This window comes from Paenibacillus sp. IHB B 3084 (genome assembly GCF_001447315.1).
Lineage (GTDB): Bacteria > Bacillota > Bacilli > Paenibacillales > Paenibacillaceae > Paenibacillus.
The window spans coordinates 1,741,183-1,761,176 of sequence record NZ_CP013203.1; the positions used below are offsets into that span (position 1 = coordinate 1,741,183).

General features: G+C 47.9%; 21 protein-coding genes and 1 pseudogene. 8 read left to right on the forward strand and 14 right to left on the reverse strand.

The window, feature by feature from the left end:
• Positions 1–213: 213 nt before the first annotated feature.
• The 6 genes from ASL14_RS08140 to ASL14_RS08160 all read right to left on the reverse strand — a co-directional run bounded on the left by ASL14_RS08140 (position 214) and on the right by ASL14_RS08160 (position 3,833).
• The gene (locus ASL14_RS08140; protein ID WP_134911193.1) at positions 214–603 is read right to left on the reverse strand and encodes a hypothetical protein; all 390 of its coding nucleotides are present in this window, start codon (positions 601–603) and stop codon (positions 214–216) included.
• A 46-nt stretch (positions 604–649) separates the two neighbouring features.
• Positions 650–1,588, reverse strand: a complete 939-nt coding sequence (locus ASL14_RS08145) for an NADP-dependent oxidoreductase (RefSeq protein WP_134911194.1) — start codon at positions 1,586–1,588, stop codon at positions 650–652.
• Positions 1,589–1,610: 22 nt separating this feature from the next.
• Positions 1,611–1,976, reverse strand: a complete 366-nt coding sequence (locus ASL14_RS08150) for a MarR family winged helix-turn-helix transcriptional regulator (protein WP_223264251.1) — start codon at positions 1,974–1,976, stop codon at positions 1,611–1,613.
• A 321-nt stretch (positions 1,977–2,297) separates the two neighbouring features.
• A complete protein-coding gene (locus tag ASL14_RS27905; protein ID WP_223264252.1) occupies positions 2,298–2,729 on the reverse strand; it encodes an SGNH/GDSL hydrolase family protein in 432 nt (143 codons plus the stop codon).
• A gap of 70 nt (positions 2,730–2,799) precedes the next feature.
• Positions 2,800–2,967 carry an SGNH/GDSL hydrolase family protein gene (locus ASL14_RS27910; RefSeq protein WP_223264253.1) on the reverse strand — a complete coding sequence of 56 codons (168 nt, stop codon included), beginning with the start codon at positions 2,965–2,967 and terminating at the stop codon, positions 2,800–2,802.
• 20 nt (positions 2,968–2,987) lie between these two features.
• Positions 2,988–3,833 carry a LysR family transcriptional regulator gene (locus ASL14_RS08160; protein ID WP_134911196.1) on the reverse strand — a complete coding sequence of 282 codons (846 nt, stop codon included), beginning with the start codon at positions 3,831–3,833 and terminating at the stop codon, positions 2,988–2,990.
• Positions 3,834–3,964: 131 nt separating this feature from the next.
• On the opposite strand from ASL14_RS08160, the gene ASL14_RS08165 reads away from it, so the two are divergent.
• Entirely contained in the window at positions 3,965–5,095 is a 1,131-nt protein-coding gene (locus ASL14_RS08165) for a Gfo/Idh/MocA family protein (protein ID WP_134911197.1), read from the forward strand.
• A gap of 589 nt (positions 5,096–5,684) precedes the next feature.
• Entirely contained in the window at positions 5,685–6,932 is a 1,248-nt protein-coding gene (locus tag ASL14_RS08175; RefSeq protein ID WP_134911198.1) for an Ig-like domain-containing protein, read from the forward strand.
• Between the two features lie 120 nt (positions 6,933–7,052).
• Here ASL14_RS08175 and guaA read toward each other — a convergent pair whose 3' ends face one another.
• Entirely contained in the window at positions 7,053–8,591 is a 1,539-nt protein-coding gene (gene guaA / locus ASL14_RS08180; protein WP_134911199.1) for a glutamine-hydrolyzing GMP synthase, read from the reverse strand.
• A gap of 144 nt (positions 8,592–8,735) precedes the next feature.
• Here guaA and ASL14_RS08185 point away from each other — a divergent pair, with 144 nt between their 5' ends.
• Entirely contained in the window at positions 8,736–9,392 is a 657-nt protein-coding gene (locus tag ASL14_RS08185; RefSeq protein WP_134911200.1) for a DedA family protein, read from the forward strand.
• Here the strand turns inward: ASL14_RS08185 and ASL14_RS08190 are convergent, their stop codons facing one another.
• Entirely contained in the window at positions 9,393–10,625 is a 1,233-nt protein-coding gene (locus ASL14_RS08190; protein ID WP_134911201.1) for an MFS transporter, read from the reverse strand. It abuts the gene before it with no gap.
• A gap of 156 nt (positions 10,626–10,781) precedes the next feature.
• On the opposite strand from ASL14_RS08190, the gene ASL14_RS08195 reads away from it, so the two are divergent.
• The gene (locus ASL14_RS08195) at positions 10,782–11,048 is read left to right on the forward strand and encodes a spore germination protein (protein WP_223264254.1); all 267 of its coding nucleotides are present in this window, start codon (positions 10,782–10,784) and stop codon (positions 11,046–11,048) included.
• A gap of 23 nt (positions 11,049–11,071) precedes the next feature.
• A complete protein-coding gene (locus ASL14_RS27915) occupies positions 11,072–11,290 on the forward strand; it encodes a hypothetical protein (protein ID WP_223264255.1) in 219 nt (72 codons plus the stop codon).
• 85 nt (positions 11,291–11,375) lie between these two features.
• Here the strand turns inward: ASL14_RS27915 and bcp are convergent, their stop codons facing one another.
• Genes bcp through ASL14_RS08220 form a run of 4 tightly spaced genes read right to left on the reverse strand, consistent with a single transcriptional unit; the run spans position 11,376 to position 14,526 of the window.
• Positions 11,376–11,855, reverse strand: a complete 480-nt coding sequence (gene bcp, locus ASL14_RS08205) for a thioredoxin-dependent thiol peroxidase (protein WP_134911202.1) — start codon at positions 11,853–11,855, stop codon at positions 11,376–11,378.
• Positions 11,856–11,896: 41 nt separating this feature from the next.
• Complete coding sequence (locus ASL14_RS08210; RefSeq protein ID WP_134911203.1) at positions 11,897–12,685, reverse strand: ABC transporter permease; 789 nt, start codon at positions 12,683–12,685, stop codon at positions 11,897–11,899.
• A 4-nt stretch (positions 12,686–12,689) separates the two neighbouring features.
• Positions 12,690–13,484: an ABC transporter permease gene (locus tag ASL14_RS08215; RefSeq protein ID WP_134911204.1), complete on the reverse strand. Its 795-nt coding sequence runs from the start codon at positions 13,482–13,484 to the stop codon at positions 12,690–12,692.
• Positions 13,477–14,526 carry an ABC transporter ATP-binding protein gene (locus ASL14_RS08220; RefSeq protein WP_025684388.1) on the reverse strand — a complete coding sequence of 350 codons (1,050 nt, stop codon included), beginning with the start codon at positions 14,524–14,526 and terminating at the stop codon, positions 13,477–13,479. The genes ASL14_RS08215 and ASL14_RS08220 overlap by 8 nt, the downstream gene beginning before the upstream one ends.
• A gap of 104 nt (positions 14,527–14,630) precedes the next feature.
• On the opposite strand from ASL14_RS08220, the gene ASL14_RS08225 reads away from it, so the two are divergent.
• The 3 genes and pseudogenes from ASL14_RS08225 to ASL14_RS08235 all read left to right on the forward strand — a co-directional run bounded on the left by ASL14_RS08225 (position 14,631) and on the right by ASL14_RS08235 (position 18,353).
• Positions 14,631–15,752 carry an LCP family protein gene (locus ASL14_RS08225; protein WP_134911205.1) on the forward strand — a complete coding sequence of 374 codons (1,122 nt, stop codon included), beginning with the start codon at positions 14,631–14,633 and terminating at the stop codon, positions 15,750–15,752.
• An 84-nt stretch (positions 15,753–15,836) separates the two neighbouring features.
• Positions 15,837–17,153 carry a glutamate-1-semialdehyde 2,1-aminomutase gene (locus ASL14_RS08230; RefSeq protein WP_025684386.1) on the forward strand — a complete coding sequence of 439 codons (1,317 nt, stop codon included), beginning with the start codon at positions 15,837–15,839 and terminating at the stop codon, positions 17,151–17,153.
• Positions 17,154–17,395: 242 nt separating this feature from the next.
• Positions 17,396–18,353: pseudogene (locus ASL14_RS08235) on the forward strand (DMT family transporter).
• A gap of 143 nt (positions 18,354–18,496) precedes the next feature.
• On the opposite strand, the gene ASL14_RS08240 reads toward ASL14_RS08235, so the two are convergent.
• Both ASL14_RS08240 and ASL14_RS08245 read right to left on the reverse strand, forming a co-directional pair.
• The gene (locus ASL14_RS08240; protein ID WP_134911206.1) at positions 18,497–18,901 is read right to left on the reverse strand and encodes a sensory rhodopsin transducer; all 405 of its coding nucleotides are present in this window, start codon (positions 18,899–18,901) and stop codon (positions 18,497–18,499) included.
• 14 nt (positions 18,902–18,915) lie between these two features.
• Entirely contained in the window at positions 18,916–19,950 is a 1,035-nt protein-coding gene (locus tag ASL14_RS08245) for a glycoside hydrolase family 88/105 protein (RefSeq protein WP_134914463.1), read from the reverse strand.
• Between the last annotated feature and the right edge of the window lie 44 nt (positions 19,951–19,994).

A 19,994-nucleotide genomic window follows, 5' to 3' on the forward strand; every position in this document is an offset into this window, starting at 1 on the left:
ATTCCTCCTACGTAAAGCATACTCGTATTGTTATCGTTCATTTGCTGTAATATTCGCATTCATAATCGCTATATTACATCCGTTATTTTAGGCCGTCCCCTACTGCTTGTCAACACAAAAAGCGAATGTTGTAATTTAATCACATATGTATTGTTCGGAAAATAGAAAGCCCGCCAAGCTGTTATATAGCTGACGGGTTATCAATTAGGCGAATCAGATATTTTTGTACTTATCAAAGGCATTCGCGGTGTCCGGTATATTTTCCAGATAAACGATCTTCCCTTCTGCATCCAGCCGAGCTTTGTCCACTCCAGTAAGTGTATACACATCGCCTGTTGCTCTTTTGCCGCATACCGCCCATTTGGTTTCATAGGCACCCGATTCTCCGGGAACCGGCTTCCAGCCCTCATACATATGCTTGATGTCGAGTGTTCCTTCAAAGAACATGTCCAAGAAGCTTTTCCAGCTATCCATACCTTGTTTCCGGTCACCGTTCAGCACGAACTCAATTTCGTTGGAGAAAAGGCTGATTAATTGCGCTTTGCTTTTCTCATCATCTCTTGCCAAATCATAATAGTAAAAATAATCTTCCAGGATCTTCATCGTGTTATATAATTCCTTTCGTGTTGCGGCCTCGTTATATGCGTTCTTATGAAAAGGTAATGGCAATTTTACCAACAGCATGATGGGTTTCGCTTAGAGCATGTGCGTCATACAGACCTTTTTCCGAAAATGGAAACGTAGCTCCTACCACCGACCTTACTTTTTTCTGCTCTAACAGGTCGGCAATTTCCTGTAGCTGCTGTCCGTTGGGCTCCAGCCATATATTTTTGGCCGTTACGTCGTGCTCTTTGACCAGCTCTTCGTCAAAATTGCTAACGATGGATATGATCCGTCCTGTGTGTTTTTTCAGAACTTTAAAGCTGTTTTTCTGAACATCTCCACCCATCGTATCGAATACAACGTCCACATCAGACAATATATCCTCGAAACGGGTCGTACGGTAGTCAATAATTTGATCGGCTCCTATTGAAGCAAGCAGCTCATGATTGCGCTCGCTGGCTGTCGTAATGACATAGGCACCAGCTTGTTTGGCAAACTGGATAGCGAACATTCCGACACCGCCTGCGCCTGCGTGGATCAATACCTTTTCACCTTTGGCCAGTTGACCATGTGTAAAGAGTGCCTGCCAGGCTGTCAGTCCCGCTAACGGAACAGATGCGGCTTCCTCCCATGAGATCGAGACAGGTTTACGCGCCAGCAAATGGTCATCCACTAAGGTATACTCCGCATAAGTACCAAAGCGTGTCGTGTCCGGACGAGCAAATACTTCGTCTCCTACTTTCCAATCAGTTACCTGGCTGCCTACTTCCGAGATGGTCCCCGCAACATCCCAGCCCAGGATAATCGGAAACTCCCAATCCATCATTTGCTTCAAATAACCTTCACGCAGCTTCCAGTCAATCGGGTTAATGGAGGTAGCTGCTACTTTCACAACGACCTGATGGGCCTGTGGCTTAGGATTGGGTACATCTCTTTCCTTCAGTTCATCCTTGCTTCCGTAGCGTTCAATGACGATAGCTTTCATATTCAGTTCCTCCTCGCGTATTTTACATATTCTTCACATTGGTAGACATGCGCTGTAATACATTTGTCAAAGAAACAATTTCCTCATCCGCAAACTCACGTAGCAGCTTGTCCTGAAAGGCTTGTCTTTCCTCTGACAAAACTTGCAACTCTCGAACCCCTGATTCTGTTAGACAAATATAGGTCACACGCTTATCCTGTTCTTTTTTGCTGCGGATAATCAGACCTTCCTCCTCCAGCCTTTTCAGATGCCGGGTTACCGCCGCTCCGTCCAGAACCAGCAAATGCTGAAGCTCCAACTGACTCAATTCCTGCCGTTGATCAATGTGATACAAAATTTCGACCTTGGTAAAGCTCGTTTTTAACTGCGCTTCAAAAGCTGTATTCATTTCTTTACACAAAAGATGCATGCGGTAAAACAATTGGCTTTTTTCAGAGCAATGTTCGATGGTAGCTCCTCCTCGCAATTACTTGACTTATCAATTGATATGTCAATTATTATACACCTCTATTGAAAATATTCAAGCTTTGTGATGGGTGGTTTTCTGTGACAGGTGGTTTATAGTAAACACTCAGACAATAATAGAAAATACTCAAGCTAAACGACCCGCCTGAGTATTTTCACTTCGGTGTCCTGCTATAGTTCGAAGTAATACAATTGAAAAAGAGTCGTGGTGTATCTGTTCACAGCTGGCAATGATCTCTATAGGTTATAGCGTGTTCATAAATCCAATAATACGAGCTGCCAGCCGCTCATGACCTGCCTGATTTGGATGCAGACCGTCAGGAATACCGTTTTCCCCGGTAAAATACATCTGTTTGTGAACAGGCAGCAGCGGTTGAATTCCGGCGATATTCCACAGGTCGCAGCACGGGAAAGAATACAGTGAGGCCACATCTCTCACAGCCTGCACATACGCGCTATACAGTTGTCCCGTGACTGCATTGGGCAAATGTTCAGGAACCGCATCACTTGATCCGTGGGGCGGCGTCAAAAAGATGATCAGCTTGTCCGGGTAACGGTTAATTAATCCCTCGGCAATATGCTTGAGCGCACCATAAAATGTTCGCGTTTCCGTCGATGTTGTGCCAAAATGACCGAACGGCGTTTCTCCCATGGAAAAATTATTTCTTCCACCCATAAAAAGATCACATCCGCGTAAGGGTTTATTTTCTCATAACGCTCACACATCGGTTCAAAACCGCCGTTGGCTACACTGCTGCCGATATGCCGTGATTCTCAAAGGTTTGGAATCCCAGTGCGTTGCTGACGAGGTGGGGGTAAGGCTTTTCTCCATTACGCAATTCATATCCAAACTTAATGCTATCGCCCAGAAATACGGCATGGCTACCTTGGTATTTGCCTTGATTGATTGTCATTTGATGTCTCTCCTATCTATTTAGATCGTATTATTGATTTCGATAAATTTATGTTCAATCGCTGTCATTTCATGATTGGGCCGGGTTATCAAATACGTATCCATGTAGCCGAAGGTTGGGGGGGCGGGCAAATAGGATGTTACTTTAAATTGCCGCGCCAGCTTTTTGGACATAAGAGTGATTCCCATTCCCATCAAGGCGAATTCCACCATCGTATCAAACACACCGACCTCCACCACCTCGCCATGAGTCAATTGCATGTCCTGATACATCTTCTCCAGATGTGTGAGATACAGGCAGCCATCCGACAGCACGATAATAGAGGCTCCTTGCAGCACCTGTTTGAGGTCTGAGCCTTCATGTATGCCTTTTCCCACCAGCACCAGTTCTTCACGGCATATTTTTTGATAATGAATATACGGGTTGGCGGGATACCCTGTAACAAAAGCAATATCGAGTTCGCCGTCAAGGATCAATCGCTCCATTTCCGTAGTGGTTCCGGTTTTTAAGGTAACAGAAGCCTGCGGGTACAGCTCATATACCTTCGTAAGCGCCCTTGTTGTTTCCCCCGCTACGATGGACTGCATCGTGCCGATGCGCAGCTTTTCCTCCTGCGGTCTCATTTTCATCTCTGTGTCTTGCCATAGCAACAAAATTTGTTTGAACTGAGCGTACAAGGTTTCTCCTGCGGGTGTCAGCTCCATGCCACGGGGCTTTCGATAAAATAACGCTGTGCCGTAATGGGCCTCCAGCTTTTTTATTTTGGCCGTCATGTTCGATTGCAGATGATTCAGCTTTTGGGCAGCTTCTGTCAGGCTTCTCAGCTCTGCCACCGAAACGAATGCCTGCATATTTTCAATATCCATCCCTTCACCTACCATCAAATAAAATGATACCTGCATCACAAACAAACATTATTATTTATGAGTTAAGTGTATTATATTGGCCTTAGACGCTATTTTCCACCCTCATTTTAAAAATTCAGGAGGTATGCAACATGGTCAAAAAGAAGATTCGTACAGGTGTTGTAGGAGGCTCGTTGAATAACAAATGGGCGAGTCAAACGCATATTCCGGCTTTACTCAAGCATCCGAACCTGGATATCACTGCCGTCGGCACCTCCCGTATGGAGAGCGCGCGACAAAGCGCAGAAGAAGTAGGGGCGGCACTGGCTTTTGATGATGCCAAAAAGCTCGCAGCTTCCGAGGATGTGGACATGGTCGTGGTGAGCGTAAAAGTTCCCCATCATTACGGAGCGGTGATGGCGGCAATTCAAGAGAGAAAGCATATTTTTTGTGAATGGCCCTTGGGGGCAAACACTGCGGAAGCCGCTGAAATGGCTACGGCAGCAGAACAGGCGGGCATTCATCATACCGTCGGCTTGCAGGCACGGCAGGATCTTGAAGTGCAAACGATGAAAAAGTTGGTGGAAGACGGGACGATTGGTGAAATTGTGTCCTGTCATATGCAAGTAGCTACTCGCGGCAAAGGAGGACGAACAGATCAGGATACGGCTTATTTGCTGAATAGAGCCAATGGCGCCAATCTGCTGACGATTAACGGGGGACATTCTCTGGACGCGCTGCAATACATCGTTGGTGAATTCCGTGAGCTATCGGCCATCACATCATCTCGCTATAACGAAGCCACTATTCAGGAAACGGGTGAAGTCATTCCCAAGGATACTGCGGATCAGATTCTGATTCAGGGGTCATTGGAGAAGGGAGCAACGGTATCTGTCCACATTCAGGGTGGAGTGAATCCAAAATTCGAGCTGGAGATTCAGGGGAAAAAGGGCATTTTGCGTTTGACACAGAATCCTTCGCTTGGGCATGTTCAATTTGGCAATCTGACGCTCCAAAAACTTGTGTATGATCCAAGCAGTAAGCAGGGTTATGCGCCTAATGACGCTTTTGAACAAATAAGTATAACTGCCGAGCCTGATGGTGGACCGGATTTCCCAAAAGAAGGGGTAACCCTGAATGTAGCCAAGGCTCATGATGTATTTGCCGGGGATATTTTGACGGACACTCATCTCGCTCCTGATTTTACCCATGCCGTGAAGCTACATCAACTACTGGACCGCATTGAGGAATCGGCTGCAACTGGGAAAAAGATCGTATGGTAAAAAGCACACTACTTCTAGATATTATATCCGTATCTCTATCTGAACACATCTCTTTTTTGGAAGACTATTATTTACAAAAAAATTGGCTTCTGGTAGAATAAAAAGGGAGTTTTCATTATTTTAAGTGATTCAACAGATGAAGCATTGGAAATTATAAAGCAAGATCCGTTCTACGTAAATGGAATTGCTGATTATGAGCTAAAAGCCTTAGAAACCCTTATAATAAAGGATTTCTAAGGCCTTTTTTTGCTTTTAACACCAACACTCTTCATATTGGCAGGGCGGTGAAGTATTGCCAGATTTCGCTTTCTGGACGGGCTTTGCCATTTTCGCGCAGGATAATGAATAAAACACGCACAATCTTTAGCTTATCTTCTATTGATTTTATCTTCCATCATTTCACCGATACACAAATGCAGGTTCAAGGAACGGCTAACCCCCTAAGAAGCTTTCGGCAGACCGCTGATCTGTCGTTATGGTGAGGCCTGATCGCTAAATCGCCGAACCGTTTTGCCGATATATAGCATCAGCATCAAAATTGATCCATGATGCTCGAAGATTTGTTATTTTACATACTGGAGGCCAAACGATGTTGAAATTCAAGAAAACAATTGTAGCACTCCTTGTGCTCATGGTGAGTACGGCGTACGCAGCGGACATGACAGACGCAGCAGAATCAAAAAAGGTATACGTGGACGTTACCAGCAGCGATGCCAGCGTACTGCCGGGCCAGACCGTCTTTATCGAAGTCGGAATTTCCTCTATTGCACTCGCGGATACAAAGGGCATTCAGGCGGCAAAAATTACGCTTAGTTATGACGAGAACGTGTTTACGACCGATAGTCTTTTGCGCTTTGACGATGATCTGGGCAAGTACATCTGGCGCGACGATTGCTTTTCCCTTACCAGAGCTTTTAATGACAGGGATTACCGGATCGATAATCCTTACCCGACCGATGTCGTTCCGGGTGACGGAAAGCAGGAAATAATTTTCTACGTATCCGGAAATGATGGCAAATGGCTGTCCTCGGATTCAGGCGCTCCATTCGTAGCCCTTTCCCTGATTGCCAAAACCAATGTCACCGATGTCAACACAAACGTAACTGTCCGTGCAGAGGATACGCGGCTGCAAGATCAGAGCGGCACAACGAATAACGAATATGCTAGCACAAGCGCCAAAATCCATGTGGGCCTTCCCAAAAAAATTGAGATCGTTCGTGGCACACAGCCGCCAAGCAGCCAACCTATCTCCATGGATCTCAACTACGGCATGGAGCTGAACGCGCTGGCCCGTTTCGCCAACGGGGACACCACATATGTCACCGAAATGGCGAAATGGGAATCCGCCAACCCGGACGTTGTGACCGTCACAGGGAAAGGCAGCCTCAGAGGCATAAGCTATGGAACGACATCCCTTACTGTAACGGTTGGATCTCTTGCTGGCACGCATGAGGCGATCGTTCGCTCCATGACCGAGAAGGAAAGGAATGCCCAGCCCGGTTTTCAAGTCACGGTTACGCATGTGCCTTCCTCCGACATTTCCCATAGTGCTCCAAAAGTTCAGGTCACCGTTAATGGGAAAGCCGCTGAGCAGGGACTTTTGGTCGATGGCAGTGTGTATGTGCCTCTCCGCTCGCTTGGGAATCTGCTCGTACTCCCTATGGGCTACGATGCATCCAGAAAACTCCCTACTCTGGACGGTAAAGCCATAACACAATCCAAAATCTTCGCAGCGACTTCTTACGTCAAAATCCGTGAAATTCCAATGCTACTTCCAGGCGCGAAAACGCTTTGGGACAATAAAAACAAAACCTTGTCTATTGAGTATTTATTTTAGTTAGACATTACTAAAACCCTGTACATTTTAAGATAATCAAAAAGCTCCCTTTGATGTGCGATATGCAGAGATCAAAGGGAGCTTTTTCGATTTAACAATATGCAGTCGTAGCCAGATGACCTATTCCCACTCAATCGTTGCTGGTGGTTTGGAGGTGATATCGTAGACAATTCGGTTGACGTTATCCACTTCGTTAACGATACGTACTGAAATTTTCTCCAGCACATCCCAAGGAATACGCGCCCAGTCGGCGGTCATACCGTCGATGGAGGTTACTGCACGAATACCTACGGTGTAAGAATACGTACGGGCATCGCCCATAACACCAACACTCTTCATATTCGGCAAAGCGGTGAAGTATTGCCAGATTTCCCGATCCAGACCGGCTTTGGCAATCTCCTCGCGCAAAATATAATCTGATTCACGAACAATCGTAAGCTTGTCCTCTGTGACTTCACCCAGCACGCGAATGGCAAGACCCGGACCCGGGAATGGCTGACGCCATACAATCTCAGGTGGCAGTCCGCATTCTTCCCCAACTTTACGCACTTCATCTTTGAACAGTGCATTCAGCGGCTCGATCAGCTTGAACTTCATGTCTTCCGGCAAGCCACCTACGTTATGGTGCGATTTGATCGTCTGTGCCGTGGCTGTTCCGCTCTCTACGATATCCGTATACAACGTGCCTTGTGCCAGGAATGTAAAGTCGTCGAATTGCTTGGATTCTTCCTCGAACACATAGATGAACTCGTTACCGATGATTTTACGTTTTTGTTCCGGATCATCGACTCCTGCCAGCTTGGACAGGAAACGCTCACGCGCGTCAATTTTGACAACCTTCATATCAAATTTGCCAACGAATGTTTCCATTACGCTTTCGGCTTCACCCTTGCGCAGCAGTCCATGGTCAATAAACATACATGTCAATTGATCGCCAATCGCTTTATGAATGAGCATCGCTACGACGGAAGAATCCACGCCGCCACTTAAAGCACACAATACTTTTTTGTCGCCTACCTGCTGGCGGATTTCACGGATCTGATCTTCAATGAACGACTCCATCGTCCAGTTGCCTTCACAACCGCACACTTCATACAGGAAGTTACTAATCATCTCATTACCTTGAATGGAATGACGTACTTCTGGATGGAACTGTACCGCATACAGATTCCGTTCCGGATGACTCATGGCAGCAATCGGCGCACTCTCCGTTCCTGCATCCAGTTTAAAACCAGATGGCAAATCTGTAACATGATCCCCATGGCTCATCCATACGGTTTGACGGGATTCCAGACCTTTAGCCAGTAGGGTATCCTCATTGAATTGTACATCTGCTTTACCGTACTCACGCTTGCCTGCACGTTCTACCTTACCGTCCAGTTGGTGAGCCATCAGCTGCATACCATAGCAAATACCAAAAATAGGAATTCCAAGATCATAAATAGCCCGGTCCACCTGAGGAGCATTATCTGTATATACGCTGGAAGGTCCACCTGAGAAAACAATCCCTTTCGGTGCCAGCTCTCTCAGCTTCTCCGCAGGCGTATTGTATGGAAGGAGCTCGCTATATACACCGAGATCCCGTATTCTTCTTGCGATTAACTGGTTGTATTGTCCTCCAAAGTCGAGAACTACAACGATTTCATTAGGCTTATTCATTACCGTGCCTCCCTCAATTGTTCGTTTCATTATACGCAACGATAAAACAAGACGTCAAGAAATCACCCGGAGTTGAGCGGACATGAAAAGATTGTTAGAATGAATTAATTCTAAATTATGAATCTGTTCGTAGGAGTGTAAACGATGGATGTGCTGAAATGGATCACGCAATTGTTCGAAGAATACGGATACGGCGTCCTTTTTTTCGGCTTGCTGCTGGAATTTATTGCTTTACCTTTTCCCGGGGAAACCACGATGGCTTATGCGGGATATCTCTCCTATTCGGGTAGGCTGGATTTTGGAAAACTGGTGCTGCTGGCCTTTTTAGGCACAACCATTGGAATGACCATTACCTACTTTATCGGAAAACGGGCCGGACTCCCCTTTATCCAGAAATACGGCAAATGGGTTTTGTTATCGCCGGACAAGCTTGAAAAAACACAAAAATGGTTTCAACGTTACGGGTACTGGCTTATTTTTCTCGGATATTTCATTCCCGGCGTTCGGCATTTTACTGGCTATTTTGCGGGTATTATTGCCCTTCCCCTGCGTAAATTTGCCATGTATGCGTACAGCGGCGCTCTGTTCTGGGTCATCCTGTTTCTAGGCATCGGTAAGGTGTTCGGTCCGCAATGGGATGCCATGTTTCATTTGGTGGAGCTGTATGCGCTGCGAATCGTCGCCATCATCGGCATTATCCTTCTGCTATATATCGTTTATCGCTGGAGATCCTTCCTGTTTAGTTCTTTCCGCAAGTCCGACAAATCGGTGAAAACCAGTGGCAAAAAAGATCCGGAATAATTAGATTCCCGCTGCCTTACGGCTGCGAGCCCTTATATAGTAAATTGATATCATGATAGATATCAAGATAAATCCAGCGCCGCCAATCAAACCTAACATACGCGGCTCTATGATTTCCACTGCAACCCCGGCTCCAAACATGGATAAGCCGATAATCCCTTGACTCCACGCTGTCAGCATGCCCAATAATGGCCCCTGTACATGCAGCGGAGTCTCTCGCATGAATAGTGTATCCAAACAGATTGCTCCGACCCCGCCAGCCAACGAAATGAAAAAGTAAATGCCGACCGCCGCCCATGCATGTTCAATTCCACTTAACCCCATGAGCAAAATTCCCTCCAATAGCAGACATACCAGTCCTCCGCTCAATAAAGAACGGCTGAATAGACGCCCCAGTGCATAACTGGCAACCAGACCCGCACCCAAAGCGGCGTAAAACAGTCCAATCCCGGCATCCCCCAGCTTAAACTCCTGCACGGCAAATACACTGATCAGCACATTATCTATCCCATTGAGGAATGGAACCAGTAGCTCGAATGCAATTACGACTTGGAGCGGAAGCGACATACGGATGCATTGCAGTATTTGTGACCTACCGAGGATTCGATCATCGAAAGACGTCTGACTTCCACGTGATTCAGTATGAGCATCCTCCCTATTTACTTCCTCCTTGGTCACGGGCGGGAATGCGATATTGCAGACGATCAGACCTGCAACGAAAAAGCTGGCGGAATTGAGCATAAATGCGGCCTGTGGTCCAAAAAGCGCGGATACGATGCCTCCAGCAGCGGCGCCAATCACCAATACCAGTCCGCTCATCACCTGCTCCAGACTGTTCACCCGCAACAAATCCGACGGTCGGACCAGCAGCGGGATGGACGACTTACGGGCTGGAGCGTACAGCGCTTCCCCACAGGCTAACAGGGTACTGACTACATAAACGATCCACATATCCTTATTGCTGTGAACACTTAAAAAGGCAAGGGCTGCTCCACCTCTCAGCAGATCCGTAGTCATCATAAGTGTGCGTCTGGATATGCTGCTGATAAGCACACCTGACACGGGCGACAGTATTAAAAAAGGAATCACCCGTAGTCCAAGCATAATCCCCACGCTGAGTCCCGAGCCGGTAAGCCGATACATCAAGGCTAACAAAGCGATCTGGCAGAAGCGGTCTCCAATTCCGTTAATAATGCCGGCCGCGAATAACTTTCTGTATTGCTTGTTTACCATGTGCTTCAGCTCCAAGTCGATATGATCCACTAATTATATATTAATCTAATTAGCTATATAACTAATTTATAGGGATGACTATACAAACGTCAAGCATAAATTCATATATTCAGAGCATACTAAACCAACTAACTCCAATATCGGAGGATTTTACGTATGCAAAATGAGAATAAAAGCTGTCCACTCACTCACGTATCCTCTTGCTTGCGGGATAATGTGAATCATATCCAAAGCTCGATTGGAAACAGCGGGGATTTGATTGTAAAAGAGCTACTGTGGATGCAGAAATGGCCAGCAGCCGTGTTTTATATTGACGGTCTGATCAACACTCAATTGCTGCATGATTCCGTACTGCGCTCATTTATGCGGATGGATACCGCTGAGAGCTTAACGAGATCGGAATTACCGGAGGACTGGGTGTAGATAAGGACGGCGACCAAATCCGTGTGTCGGCACAGGTGGTCGTACCTTCGGAGGTGGCCTCCAAATCAAGGTCAAGTAAAGGGTCTCCTGCGGGGATACTCATCTACGGCTTGAGCAGCATAGTTGCACCTAATGTCATCTACTATTTTGATACCCTTGTTCCCTTCTGGGTAGATTGGGATTTGACCAACTCGGTCATCATTCCTTTGAGCTTGTGGGGCATGGGTTATACAACATCCTGAAGTAAGAATAAGCCGGAGATTACATATCAAAAACACCCTCTGAGACTGAAGAATAGCAGTGTCCCAAAGGGTGTATGGATGTTTATTATTTTGCCAGTTCTCTAATATACTCAAACGCATTATCAATATGGCCTTTGACTCTCAAACCACGCCATTCATGAATCAGAATACCATTCTCGTCAATGAGAAAGGTAGAGCGTACGATTCCCATGTATTGCTTGCCGTACATCTGCTTTTTCTGCCATACGCCGTAAGCTTCCGCCACTTCATGCTCCTCATCCGCCAAAAGCTGAAAAGGCAGCCCATATTTTGCAATAAACTTGTCGTGCCGCTTGAGTGGATCTGGGCTTACTCCCAGAATAACGGTGTTCAAACCCTCGAACTCCCCGTGTTTATCCCGAAAATCACAAGCCTGTGTCGAGCAACTGGAAGTCAAATCCTTCGGATAGAAATACAGTAAAACCCTGCTGCCTCTAAAATCAGACAGCTTGACGTTTTTCCCTTCACTTCCCGGCAATTCAAAGTCCGGCGCGGGTTGTCCAATAGCGGTAGATGTCGTGGACATCTCATCATCTCCTATCTTGTAGGGTTCTCATGTGATCCGACCTAAGAACCTGCACCTCTGTAACGCCGAATACCAAAATTCCATGCCAGTAATCCCAAGGTTAGAAATACAGCTCCCATGACCGGAGTCAAAAGCGCCATATGCCGCATATCCTCCCGATGGAGAAACAGGGATGCCGGGTATACGCCAACAAAAGCAAACGGCAGAATCCAGGTCAGCACAACTTGAATCGCACGGTTATAAATCGTCACCGGATAACGTCCATAGCTCTGCATATTGTACATGAGCGGAATAATTCCTGTCGGGGCATCTGAAAAGAACGAAATTGAAGTCAATATGGTGTAGATCCCCGTATAAATCGCCACGGCACTCAGGGTCATGACAATTAGCGCCGGGATGAACCACCACGCCATTTGCAAATCCATCTGCGCTCCGCTGATCCCCATAATAATCAGACCAATCACCGATCCAACCAACGCGGGCGGGTCCACGTTTTCAAGGAAAATCTGGAACAGATTATGCGCAGGACGGGTCATGACCCGATCCAGTTCTCCTTTTACAATATAGCGCTCGCTAAAGTTCCACAGATTGACGAAACAACTGAATAGTCCGTAAGGAACCATGAAAAAGCCATAGACAAATACGACTTCATTTTCGCTCCAGCCGCCCAAACTGTCCGTGTGCATAAAAATGACCAAAATAAAAATGAGATTGGTGGCCTGAAATAGCAGGTCCGAAACGACCTCTACCCAAAAATCAGCGCGGTAGGTTAGCCGCGATTTCATATAATTCTTCAAATATTCGCTAATGAGTCCCAAATAGTACATCATCGGCCTACCCTCCCTGCACGAACAGACGTCTGCGCGCCAGTCGCCAAATGATGATCATCGGCACGAGCAGAACGACCAGCCAAATGATTTGGATACCCAGCACATTCCAAATACCAACGCCTTTTACTCGTCCGGTAAATACGGAGCCGGGCAAATACGTAATCGCCTGAAATGGCAGCCACTGAGCGAAAGTCGCCAGCCAGCCTGGAAACAGGCTGATGGGCAGAATCAAGCCAGAGAACAGGTCTACTACCACCCGCTTCATGCGCATCATACCCTCGTTATTTTCAACAAAAAAGGCCGTCAGCCCCGTAATAATATTGATTTGGGTATTGATCAGAAAGCTGAAAAACAGCATCACGAGGAAGCTGATCCATGCTACAGGGTCCTTCGGCAATGTCACTGGAAACAGCAGCATCGCAATCGCCATGCCCGGGATCATAAACAGCAGAAAACGGAACATCCCCTCGCCAAGCCCCTGCATGACTTTGACCAGCACATAGTTATACGGCCGGATCATCTGGATGGCAATGCTGCCATCACGAATCTCTGTCGAAATTTCACGATCCAGATTGTTGAAATAAAAGGCCCTCGCCATCCACGATACCGCTACATAGGTCGTCATTTGGGCTGCGGAAAAGCCACCGATGCTGCCCGCATCTCCATAAATCGCTTTATACGTGAAATAATATACACCGATATTCATGGAATAAATTAATATGCCCGTATAATAGTTCACACGATAAGCGAGCATGGTGAGAAACCGGATACGAATAAAATCGGTATATACGCTAAGCATGGACTTTGGCCTCCACTGCCGGAAGCACGGGATTGCCCTTGCGTTCCGCCGAGCCGGATTGGTAGATGCTACGCACGATATCATCGGTGTTCGTTTCAATGATTTTGATATCCGTAATGTCCGTACGCCCGACTACGCTGGCCAAGACATCTGATACGTTGATATGAAGCGGAATCCACACCTTGGCAGCCAAATCATTATCCGCCGTCCAAGTCAGCGGCATGTCCGCTGTCCACGCTTGTAATTGCTCAAGCTGGGTGGGCACGCCGAACTGAAACTGTACTTCCCTTCCTGTACCCCAACGTGCTTTCAGATCCTCCAGACCACCATCATAGATGATGTTCCCATCATCCAGCATAATGACGCGCGAGCACAGCGCTTCAATATCCTGCAAATCATGGGTTGTCAGCAAAATCGTCGTACCGTAATCCCGGTTCATGTCCTTCAGGAACTCGCGGATTTCAGACTTCACCATAATATCGAGTCCAATGGTCGGCTCGTCCAGAAAAACGATGGACGGATTGTGAAGCAACGCAGCCACTAATTCACAGCGCATCCGCTGCCCAAGACTAAGCTTGCGCACCGGACGGCTTAGCAAGTCCTGTAATTGGAGCCGCTCTACCAGCTCATCCAGCCTGCGTTTGAAGTCTGTAGCCGGAACCTGATATACTTTGCGCAGCAGTTGAAAGGACTCAATCACGCCGATGTCCCACCATAGCTGGCTGCGCTGTCCAAAAACAACGCCGATATTACTTACGAATTTCTCGCGTTCCTCGTAAGGAACATAGCCGCCCACTTTGAGATGTCCCGAGGTCGGCACGAGAATGCCAGTCAGCATCTTGATCGTAGTAGACTTTCCAGCTCCGTTTTCACCAATATAGCCACATATTTCTCCCTGAGGAATACCAAAGGAAATATCTTTGACCGCGGCCACCTCGTTGTATTCGCGGGCGAATAAATCAAGGAAGGCTCCTTTCAGGCCTTCGCGGTTTTTTTGCACTTTAAATGTTTTGCGCAGATCCTGCACATCAATTGCCAGCATGTCATACCTCACATTCAGGATTTTGAAAAATCCATAGTTAAATTGATTGTGCTCCAAAAAGAAATTATAATGTAAAGAATTGAAAAGCGAAAGGGAGAGCATCCATGACAAGCAGAACCAAAAGGACGATATGGTCGGTTCTAGCCGTGATTATCGTCGCGATTGTCGGCTTTGCCGTGTATTATTTTTCATCCATTTATAATCAACTGGACAATCTGCATAAAGAGGGTGCAAACTCCCCATTCAAAAATGTAACGCAGGTCGATCAGGTGCGCACACCAGACCCGCCCAAGTGGGAAGGTACGGACCCGGTCAACATTTTGCTGATGGGTGTCGATGGTCGTGGTATCCAAAAAGGGGAAGTCCCCCGGTCGGACAGTATGATGGTCGTATCGCTTGACCCCGTCAAGAAAAAGATTCACCTCTTCTCTATTTTGCGTGATACGTACGTGGATATTCCCGGCTACAATAAAAGTCGGATTAACACCGCCATTACTCACGGCCCCAACACGGCCATGAAGGCGGCTGGCGACCTGCTGGGGATTCCGGTGCAATATTATGTATATACCGATTTTCAAGGATTTATTAAGCTGGTGGACGCCGTGGGCGGCATTGATCTTGAAGTGGAGAAGGATATGCACTATACAAGCAATGCGGATAAGCATGAATACGATATTGACTTGAAAAAGGGCATGCAGCATCTGGGCGGCAAAGAGGCGCTTCAATACGTGCGGTTTCGTCACGACGCCATGTCGGACTTCTCCCGATCAGGACGTCAGCGTGCATTTTTGGAGGCTATAGCACAGAAAATGCAGAGCACGACCTCCATTGCCAATTTGCCGAGCATTTTGCAGCAGGTAAACCCGTTTATTGATACGAATCTTAGTGTCAACGATATGTGGAGGCTGGCAAACGTAGGCTACCAAAGCAACTTTGCTGGCAGTGAGCAGGTTCCGCCGATGAAGCTGCTTGGGGAAGAAAATGTAGGCGGCGCGCAGGTTCTTACCGTCCGTGATCCGGAAGAATTGAAAAAGTACGTGCAGGATATATTCAACAATCCTCCTGTACAGACACAGGAACAAAAAAAGGATCAAAACAAAACGAAGCAACCGGACAGTGCATCATCGTCCAAGACGGATAAGGCTTCTTTCACGGGTGGCAGCAATACCAGTAGTGATGCTGCTGCCACACAATCGACAACAAAGACAGGACAAAAAGAGCTATAATGATGTATGCAGGGGGCAGCCGTGAACGCTGCCCTTTGGTGTGTGTATATCCTATTTTAATGAACGGAAAGGAAGTTTTGGATGATGAAACGGGAAACCTCCGAAGCATTATATAAAGAAGCACTGGAGCATATTGTCGGGGGCGTAAACAGTCCTTCACGCTCTTTCAAGGCTGTGGGCGGTGGTGCTCCGGTATTTATGAAACGCGCCAAAGGCGCTCATTTCTGGGACGTGGATGATAATCGGTACATTGATTATTTAGCGGCTTACGGCCCTATTATTACCGGACATGCCCACCCTCATATTACCAAGGCCATTAGTGAGGCGGCGGCGAACGGGGTATTGTACGGAACCTCAACGGTATTGGAAATCAAGCTCGCCAAGATGCTAAAGGAAGCCATTCCTTCCATGGACAAGGTCCGGTTTGTGAATTCCGGCACAGAAGCGGTCATGACGACGATCCGTGTTGCACGGGCCTACACGAAGCGAAATAAGATCATCAAATTTGCAGGCTGCTACCACGGTCACTCGGATCTGGTGCTCGTAGCCGCAGGCTCCGGCCCGTCCACGCTGGGCATACCGGACAGCGCAGGAATTACGACCAACATTGCGAGCGAGGTTATTACCGTGCCTTTCAATGATCTGGACGCGTTGCGCCAAGCCCTGGAGCGTTGGAGTGACGATGTGGCAGCGGTCATGGTCGAGCCGATTGTCGGCAATTTCGGCATGGTGATGCCGCAGCCCGGTTTTCTGGAAGGGCTATGCTCGATGGCACGGGCAAACGGTTCGCTCGTCATCTATGACGAGGTCATTACCGCGTTCCGCTTCCACTATGGCTCCACCCAAACATACGCCGGATTGGACAATCATGATGCGATTCAGCCGGATTTGACCGCGCTGGGTAAAATCATGGGCGGCGGCCTGCCGATCGGTGCCTACGGCGGCAGCAAGCATGTGATGGAGCAGGTTGCTCCACTCGGCCCTGCTTATCAGGCGGGCACCATGGCGGGCAACCCGGCTTCCATCTCGTCAGGCATTGCATGTCTTGAAGTACTTCAAGGCGAAGGCGTGTATGAAGAGATGGAACGTCTCGCTGTGAGACTGACGGATGGTATCGCTTCCTCAGCCGCACGTCATGGCGTGCCGTTGACAATTAACCGCATCCGTGGGGCATTCTCGACACATTTCTGTGATCATCCGATCACGAACTACGATGAGGCGCAGGATACGGACGGCGAAGCGTTCGCTTCCTTCTTCCGCCATATGCTGGATCGCGGTATTCATCTGGCCCCATCGAAGTACGAAGCGTGGTTCCTCACAACGGCGCACACAGATGAAGACGTGGATGCTACGCTGGAAGCGGCGGACGATTCTTTCCGTGCGATGGCGCAAGGCAAGTAAGCAGATCAATAAATGATGGAATGCTGATAGGATAAGAGCCGGAAGCAGCTTTAAGGACTGGGATATCCCACCTTTGAGACTGCCTTCCGGCTTTTTTATTTTGCAAACTGTACCCGTACAGTTGTACGTTTTATGGATTGTATCAAGTGACGCCAACCGGGTATATTGAGAGGAGCAACATGTTGAAATCATTCAGGATAGGCTAATGAAAACAAATGCCTGAGCCATTACGGAGGTTTATCATGCACAGTCGTTCCAAAACGGGAGCCGCCTATCTGGCTGCTCTCAGCTATGCCGCTATACTCGGTTTTTCATTTTGTTTGTGAAGCTGACGGTTACAGAGGCCAGCCCCCTGGATGTAATCGCCCACCGCTTTGCGTTGTCTTTTATCGTTTTGACGGTTCCGGTACTGTTGGGCTGGATCAAGATTAACATCACGCGGCGTGATATCCTGCGTATTTTACCGCTGGCGCTACTCTCGCCTTTAGTGTATTTTCCACTGCAAGCCTTCGGGCTGATGAGCACCTCTTCATCGGAAGGCGGCATTATTCAGGCGACCGTTCCTATCTTCACGCTGCTGCTGGCGTCCTATTTTATTAAAGAGCGTACAACGGTTGTCCAAAAGCTTTCCTTGCTGCTCTCTGTAGCAGGCGTTATTTTTATATTCGTGATGAAAAGCGGAGCGTCGCTGGCTTCGAACAGCTTCGGAGGTATTCTTCTGCTCGTGCTATCTGCGATATGCCTCTCCGGCTATAATGTATTGGCACGTCCATTAACGCAAAAATACAATCCGCTGGAACTAACCTACGTTACCTCCATTCTGGGATGTGTCGTTTTAACTTGGTGGCACTGGGATATCATGCCATAGACGGCTCCATGAGCACTTATATCGCTCCCCTGGTAAAGCCTGATTACTGGCTGGCACTGGCTTATCTGGGCATTCTGTCAACGCTTATAACCTCGCTGCTATCGAGCTATGCGTTGAAGCGAATTGAGGCGTCCAAAATGAGTGTCATCGGTAATTTGTCCACTCTCATATCCATGATTGCGGGTGCTTATATTTTGAAGGAGCAGCTCGCATACTATCACATTGTCGGGGCCGTTATTATTATTATCGGGGTATTGGGCACCAATTTTGGAGGTCGGAGAAGCTTCGAGCCGCGAAAAGCGTCTGCTGCAAAACCACTAAAAGTAGACTGAAGTAACATAAATGCTCACGGTTTTGACACAAAAAAGATATCCCCGAGCCGGAATAAATGACAGCCCGAGGGTATCTTTTTTAGTTCATCTATTTTACTTAGAATGGTTCACTTGAGATTAAATATCCCGCTCAAGCCAATATCTCAGCCTTCAACCGGGTATGCCATGACGCTCATTAATGCCAGTTCCGGCTGTGTCGTGTCCAGTCTACTATATTGCACAATCACCGGCACATCGCTGGTGACCGTAATCGCATAGGGAATGCCTGCCGGAATCCGTTCGCCATCCCTCTTCAAGGAGGCCGTACGGATATGGCGGGTTCGCCTTCCTTCCACCACCTCGATCAATCCCTCCAGCGGCTCGCGGTCCTCAAAATAGATGTCTATACTCAGCTTGGCCGCACGGGTTCCACAGTTCAGCACACATATACTCTCATGACTAAGCAGCTCTCCCCGGCTTTCGGGTGGAATATACCCATCGGGGATGACCCAGAATAAGCTGCCCCGCGGCAGGTTTACTTTTTCTTGAGTAAGCTCAGTATTTCTCATGCTATCCGACTCCTCTACCCGAATGGATTCTCCTTGGTACGCAGCAGTTGTGCCAGAAATGCAAGAGCCAATCCCTGACCCCAGCCCTGAATGCGTTTGTACGGCACGTTGCGGTAGCCGTCAATATCGTTCATCACGGCGGTTCCAGCGGATACACCCGTCACGGTGCCGTCCTCCTTGATTCGGGAAAGAATACCGTCGATTGCCTTTTGCGTGTATTTGTTAAACAGTCGTCCCTGCATAAGCAAAGCTGTCGCAATGCCTGCGGAGCCCGAGGTTTCCAGGTAGGAGGTTTCATCATTCAGCACCGTATGCCACAGCCCTTCCGGGGATTGTAGCCGCACCAGCGCACTGAGCTGATCGCGCAGCGAACCGTCGATGATCATATAGGATGGATGCTGCACCTCCACGAATTTCAGCGCTTTTGCCATTGTGAGTGCTGCCCATGAATTTCCCCGCGCCCAGTATATCCCCGACATCCGGCTTTGGTTCGCATGATCCCAGCCGTGATAATACAGATTCGTATCCGGGTCCTGCAAAAATTCCTCATGCCCGTGATATTGACGGATACCGTCCTCCCAATATTCCCGGTTGCCCAGCAGATGGCCGATGCGCAGCAAATAGTAGCCCGCCATAAACATCGTATCCACCCACGCCTGCTGCGGAAATACGTCATGAAGTGAATTCACGGTATGCTGGAAAATGCCGTCGGCAAACCGCTCAGCTTTTTTGGCCAAAAATTCTGCCATCTCGATGGCGATATCAAGGTGTTTTTGCTCACCTGTAGCCTGATACAGCGTCAGCAAGCAGTGTCCCACAGACACACCGTTCACCGAGAGCGGTGGAAGTCCATCCGCAATATTTTCATCGACCCATTCCTTTAATTTGGTCAAATACTCCTCGTTCCCTGTTGCTTCATAGGCTTCACACACCCCGTAAAAGGCTACACCACCAGGCCAATCCCAGCTATAGTGCATTTGAAACGTACGCTCCACCACCCGGTCGATCACCTGTTTAATTTGTTCCTCATCAAAAATCAATGCAGGCATTTCCTCGTCTCCCCCTTTAGTAAATTTCACGTTAACTGCCTCCT

Coding starts and splice junctions, on each gene's coding strand:
- ASL14_RS08195 (WP_223264254.1), top strand. CDS start 10,782: ATGCAAAATGAGAATAAAAGCTGTCCACTCACTCACGTATCCTCTTGC.
- ASL14_RS27910 (WP_223264253.1), bottom strand. CDS start 2,967: ATGACAATCAATCAAGGCAAATACCAAGGTAGCCATGCCGTATTTCTG.
- ASL14_RS08140 (WP_134911193.1), bottom strand. CDS start 603: ATGAAGATCCTGGAAGATTATTTTTACTATTATGATTTGGCAAGAGAT.
- bcp (WP_134911202.1), bottom strand. CDS start 11,855: ATGTCCACGACATCTACCGCTATTGGACAACCCGCGCCGGACTTTGAA.
- ASL14_RS27905 (WP_223264252.1), bottom strand. CDS start 2,729: ATGGGTGGAAGAAATAATTTTTCCATGGGAGAAACGCCGTTCGGTCAT.
- ASL14_RS08240 (WP_134911206.1), bottom strand. CDS start 18,901: ATGAGAAATACTGAGCTTACTCAAGAAAAAGTAAACCTGCCGCGGGGC.
- guaA (WP_134911199.1), bottom strand. CDS start 8,591: ATGAATAAGCCTAATGAAATCGTTGTAGTTCTCGACTTTGGAGGACAA.
- ASL14_RS08230 (WP_025684386.1), top strand. CDS start 15,837: ATGAAACGGGAAACCTCCGAAGCATTATATAAAGAAGCACTGGAGCAT.
- ASL14_RS08160 (WP_134911196.1), bottom strand. CDS start 3,833: ATGGATATTGAAAATATGCAGGCATTCGTTTCGGTGGCAGAGCTGAGA.
- ASL14_RS08245 (WP_134914463.1), bottom strand. CDS start 19,950: ATGCCTGCATTGATTTTTGATGAGGAACAAATTAAACAGGTGATCGAC.
- ASL14_RS08150 (WP_223264251.1), bottom strand. CDS start 1,976: ATGAATACAGCTTTTGAAGCGCAGTTAAAAACGAGCTTTACCAAGGTC.
- ASL14_RS08185 (WP_134911200.1), top strand. CDS start 8,736: ATGGATGTGCTGAAATGGATCACGCAATTGTTCGAAGAATACGGATAC.
- ASL14_RS08215 (WP_134911204.1), bottom strand. CDS start 13,484: ATGCTTAGCGTATATACCGATTTTATTCGTATCCGGTTTCTCACCATG.
- ASL14_RS08225 (WP_134911205.1), top strand. CDS start 14,631: ATGACAAGCAGAACCAAAAGGACGATATGGTCGGTTCTAGCCGTGATT.
- ASL14_RS08220 (WP_025684388.1), bottom strand. CDS start 14,526: ATGCTGGCAATTGATGTGCAGGATCTGCGCAAAACATTTAAAGTGCAA.
- ASL14_RS08210 (WP_134911203.1), bottom strand. CDS start 12,685: ATGATGTACTATTTGGGACTCATTAGCGAATATTTGAAGAATTATATG.
- ASL14_RS08165 (WP_134911197.1), top strand. CDS start 3,965: ATGGTCAAAAAGAAGATTCGTACAGGTGTTGTAGGAGGCTCGTTGAAT.
- ASL14_RS08190 (WP_134911201.1), bottom strand. CDS start 10,625: ATGGTAAACAAGCAATACAGAAAGTTATTCGCGGCCGGCATTATTAAC.
- ASL14_RS08145 (WP_134911194.1), bottom strand. CDS start 1,588: ATGAAAGCTATCGTCATTGAACGCTACGGAAGCAAGGATGAACTGAAG.
- ASL14_RS08175 (WP_134911198.1), top strand. CDS start 5,685: ATGTTGAAATTCAAGAAAACAATTGTAGCACTCCTTGTGCTCATGGTG.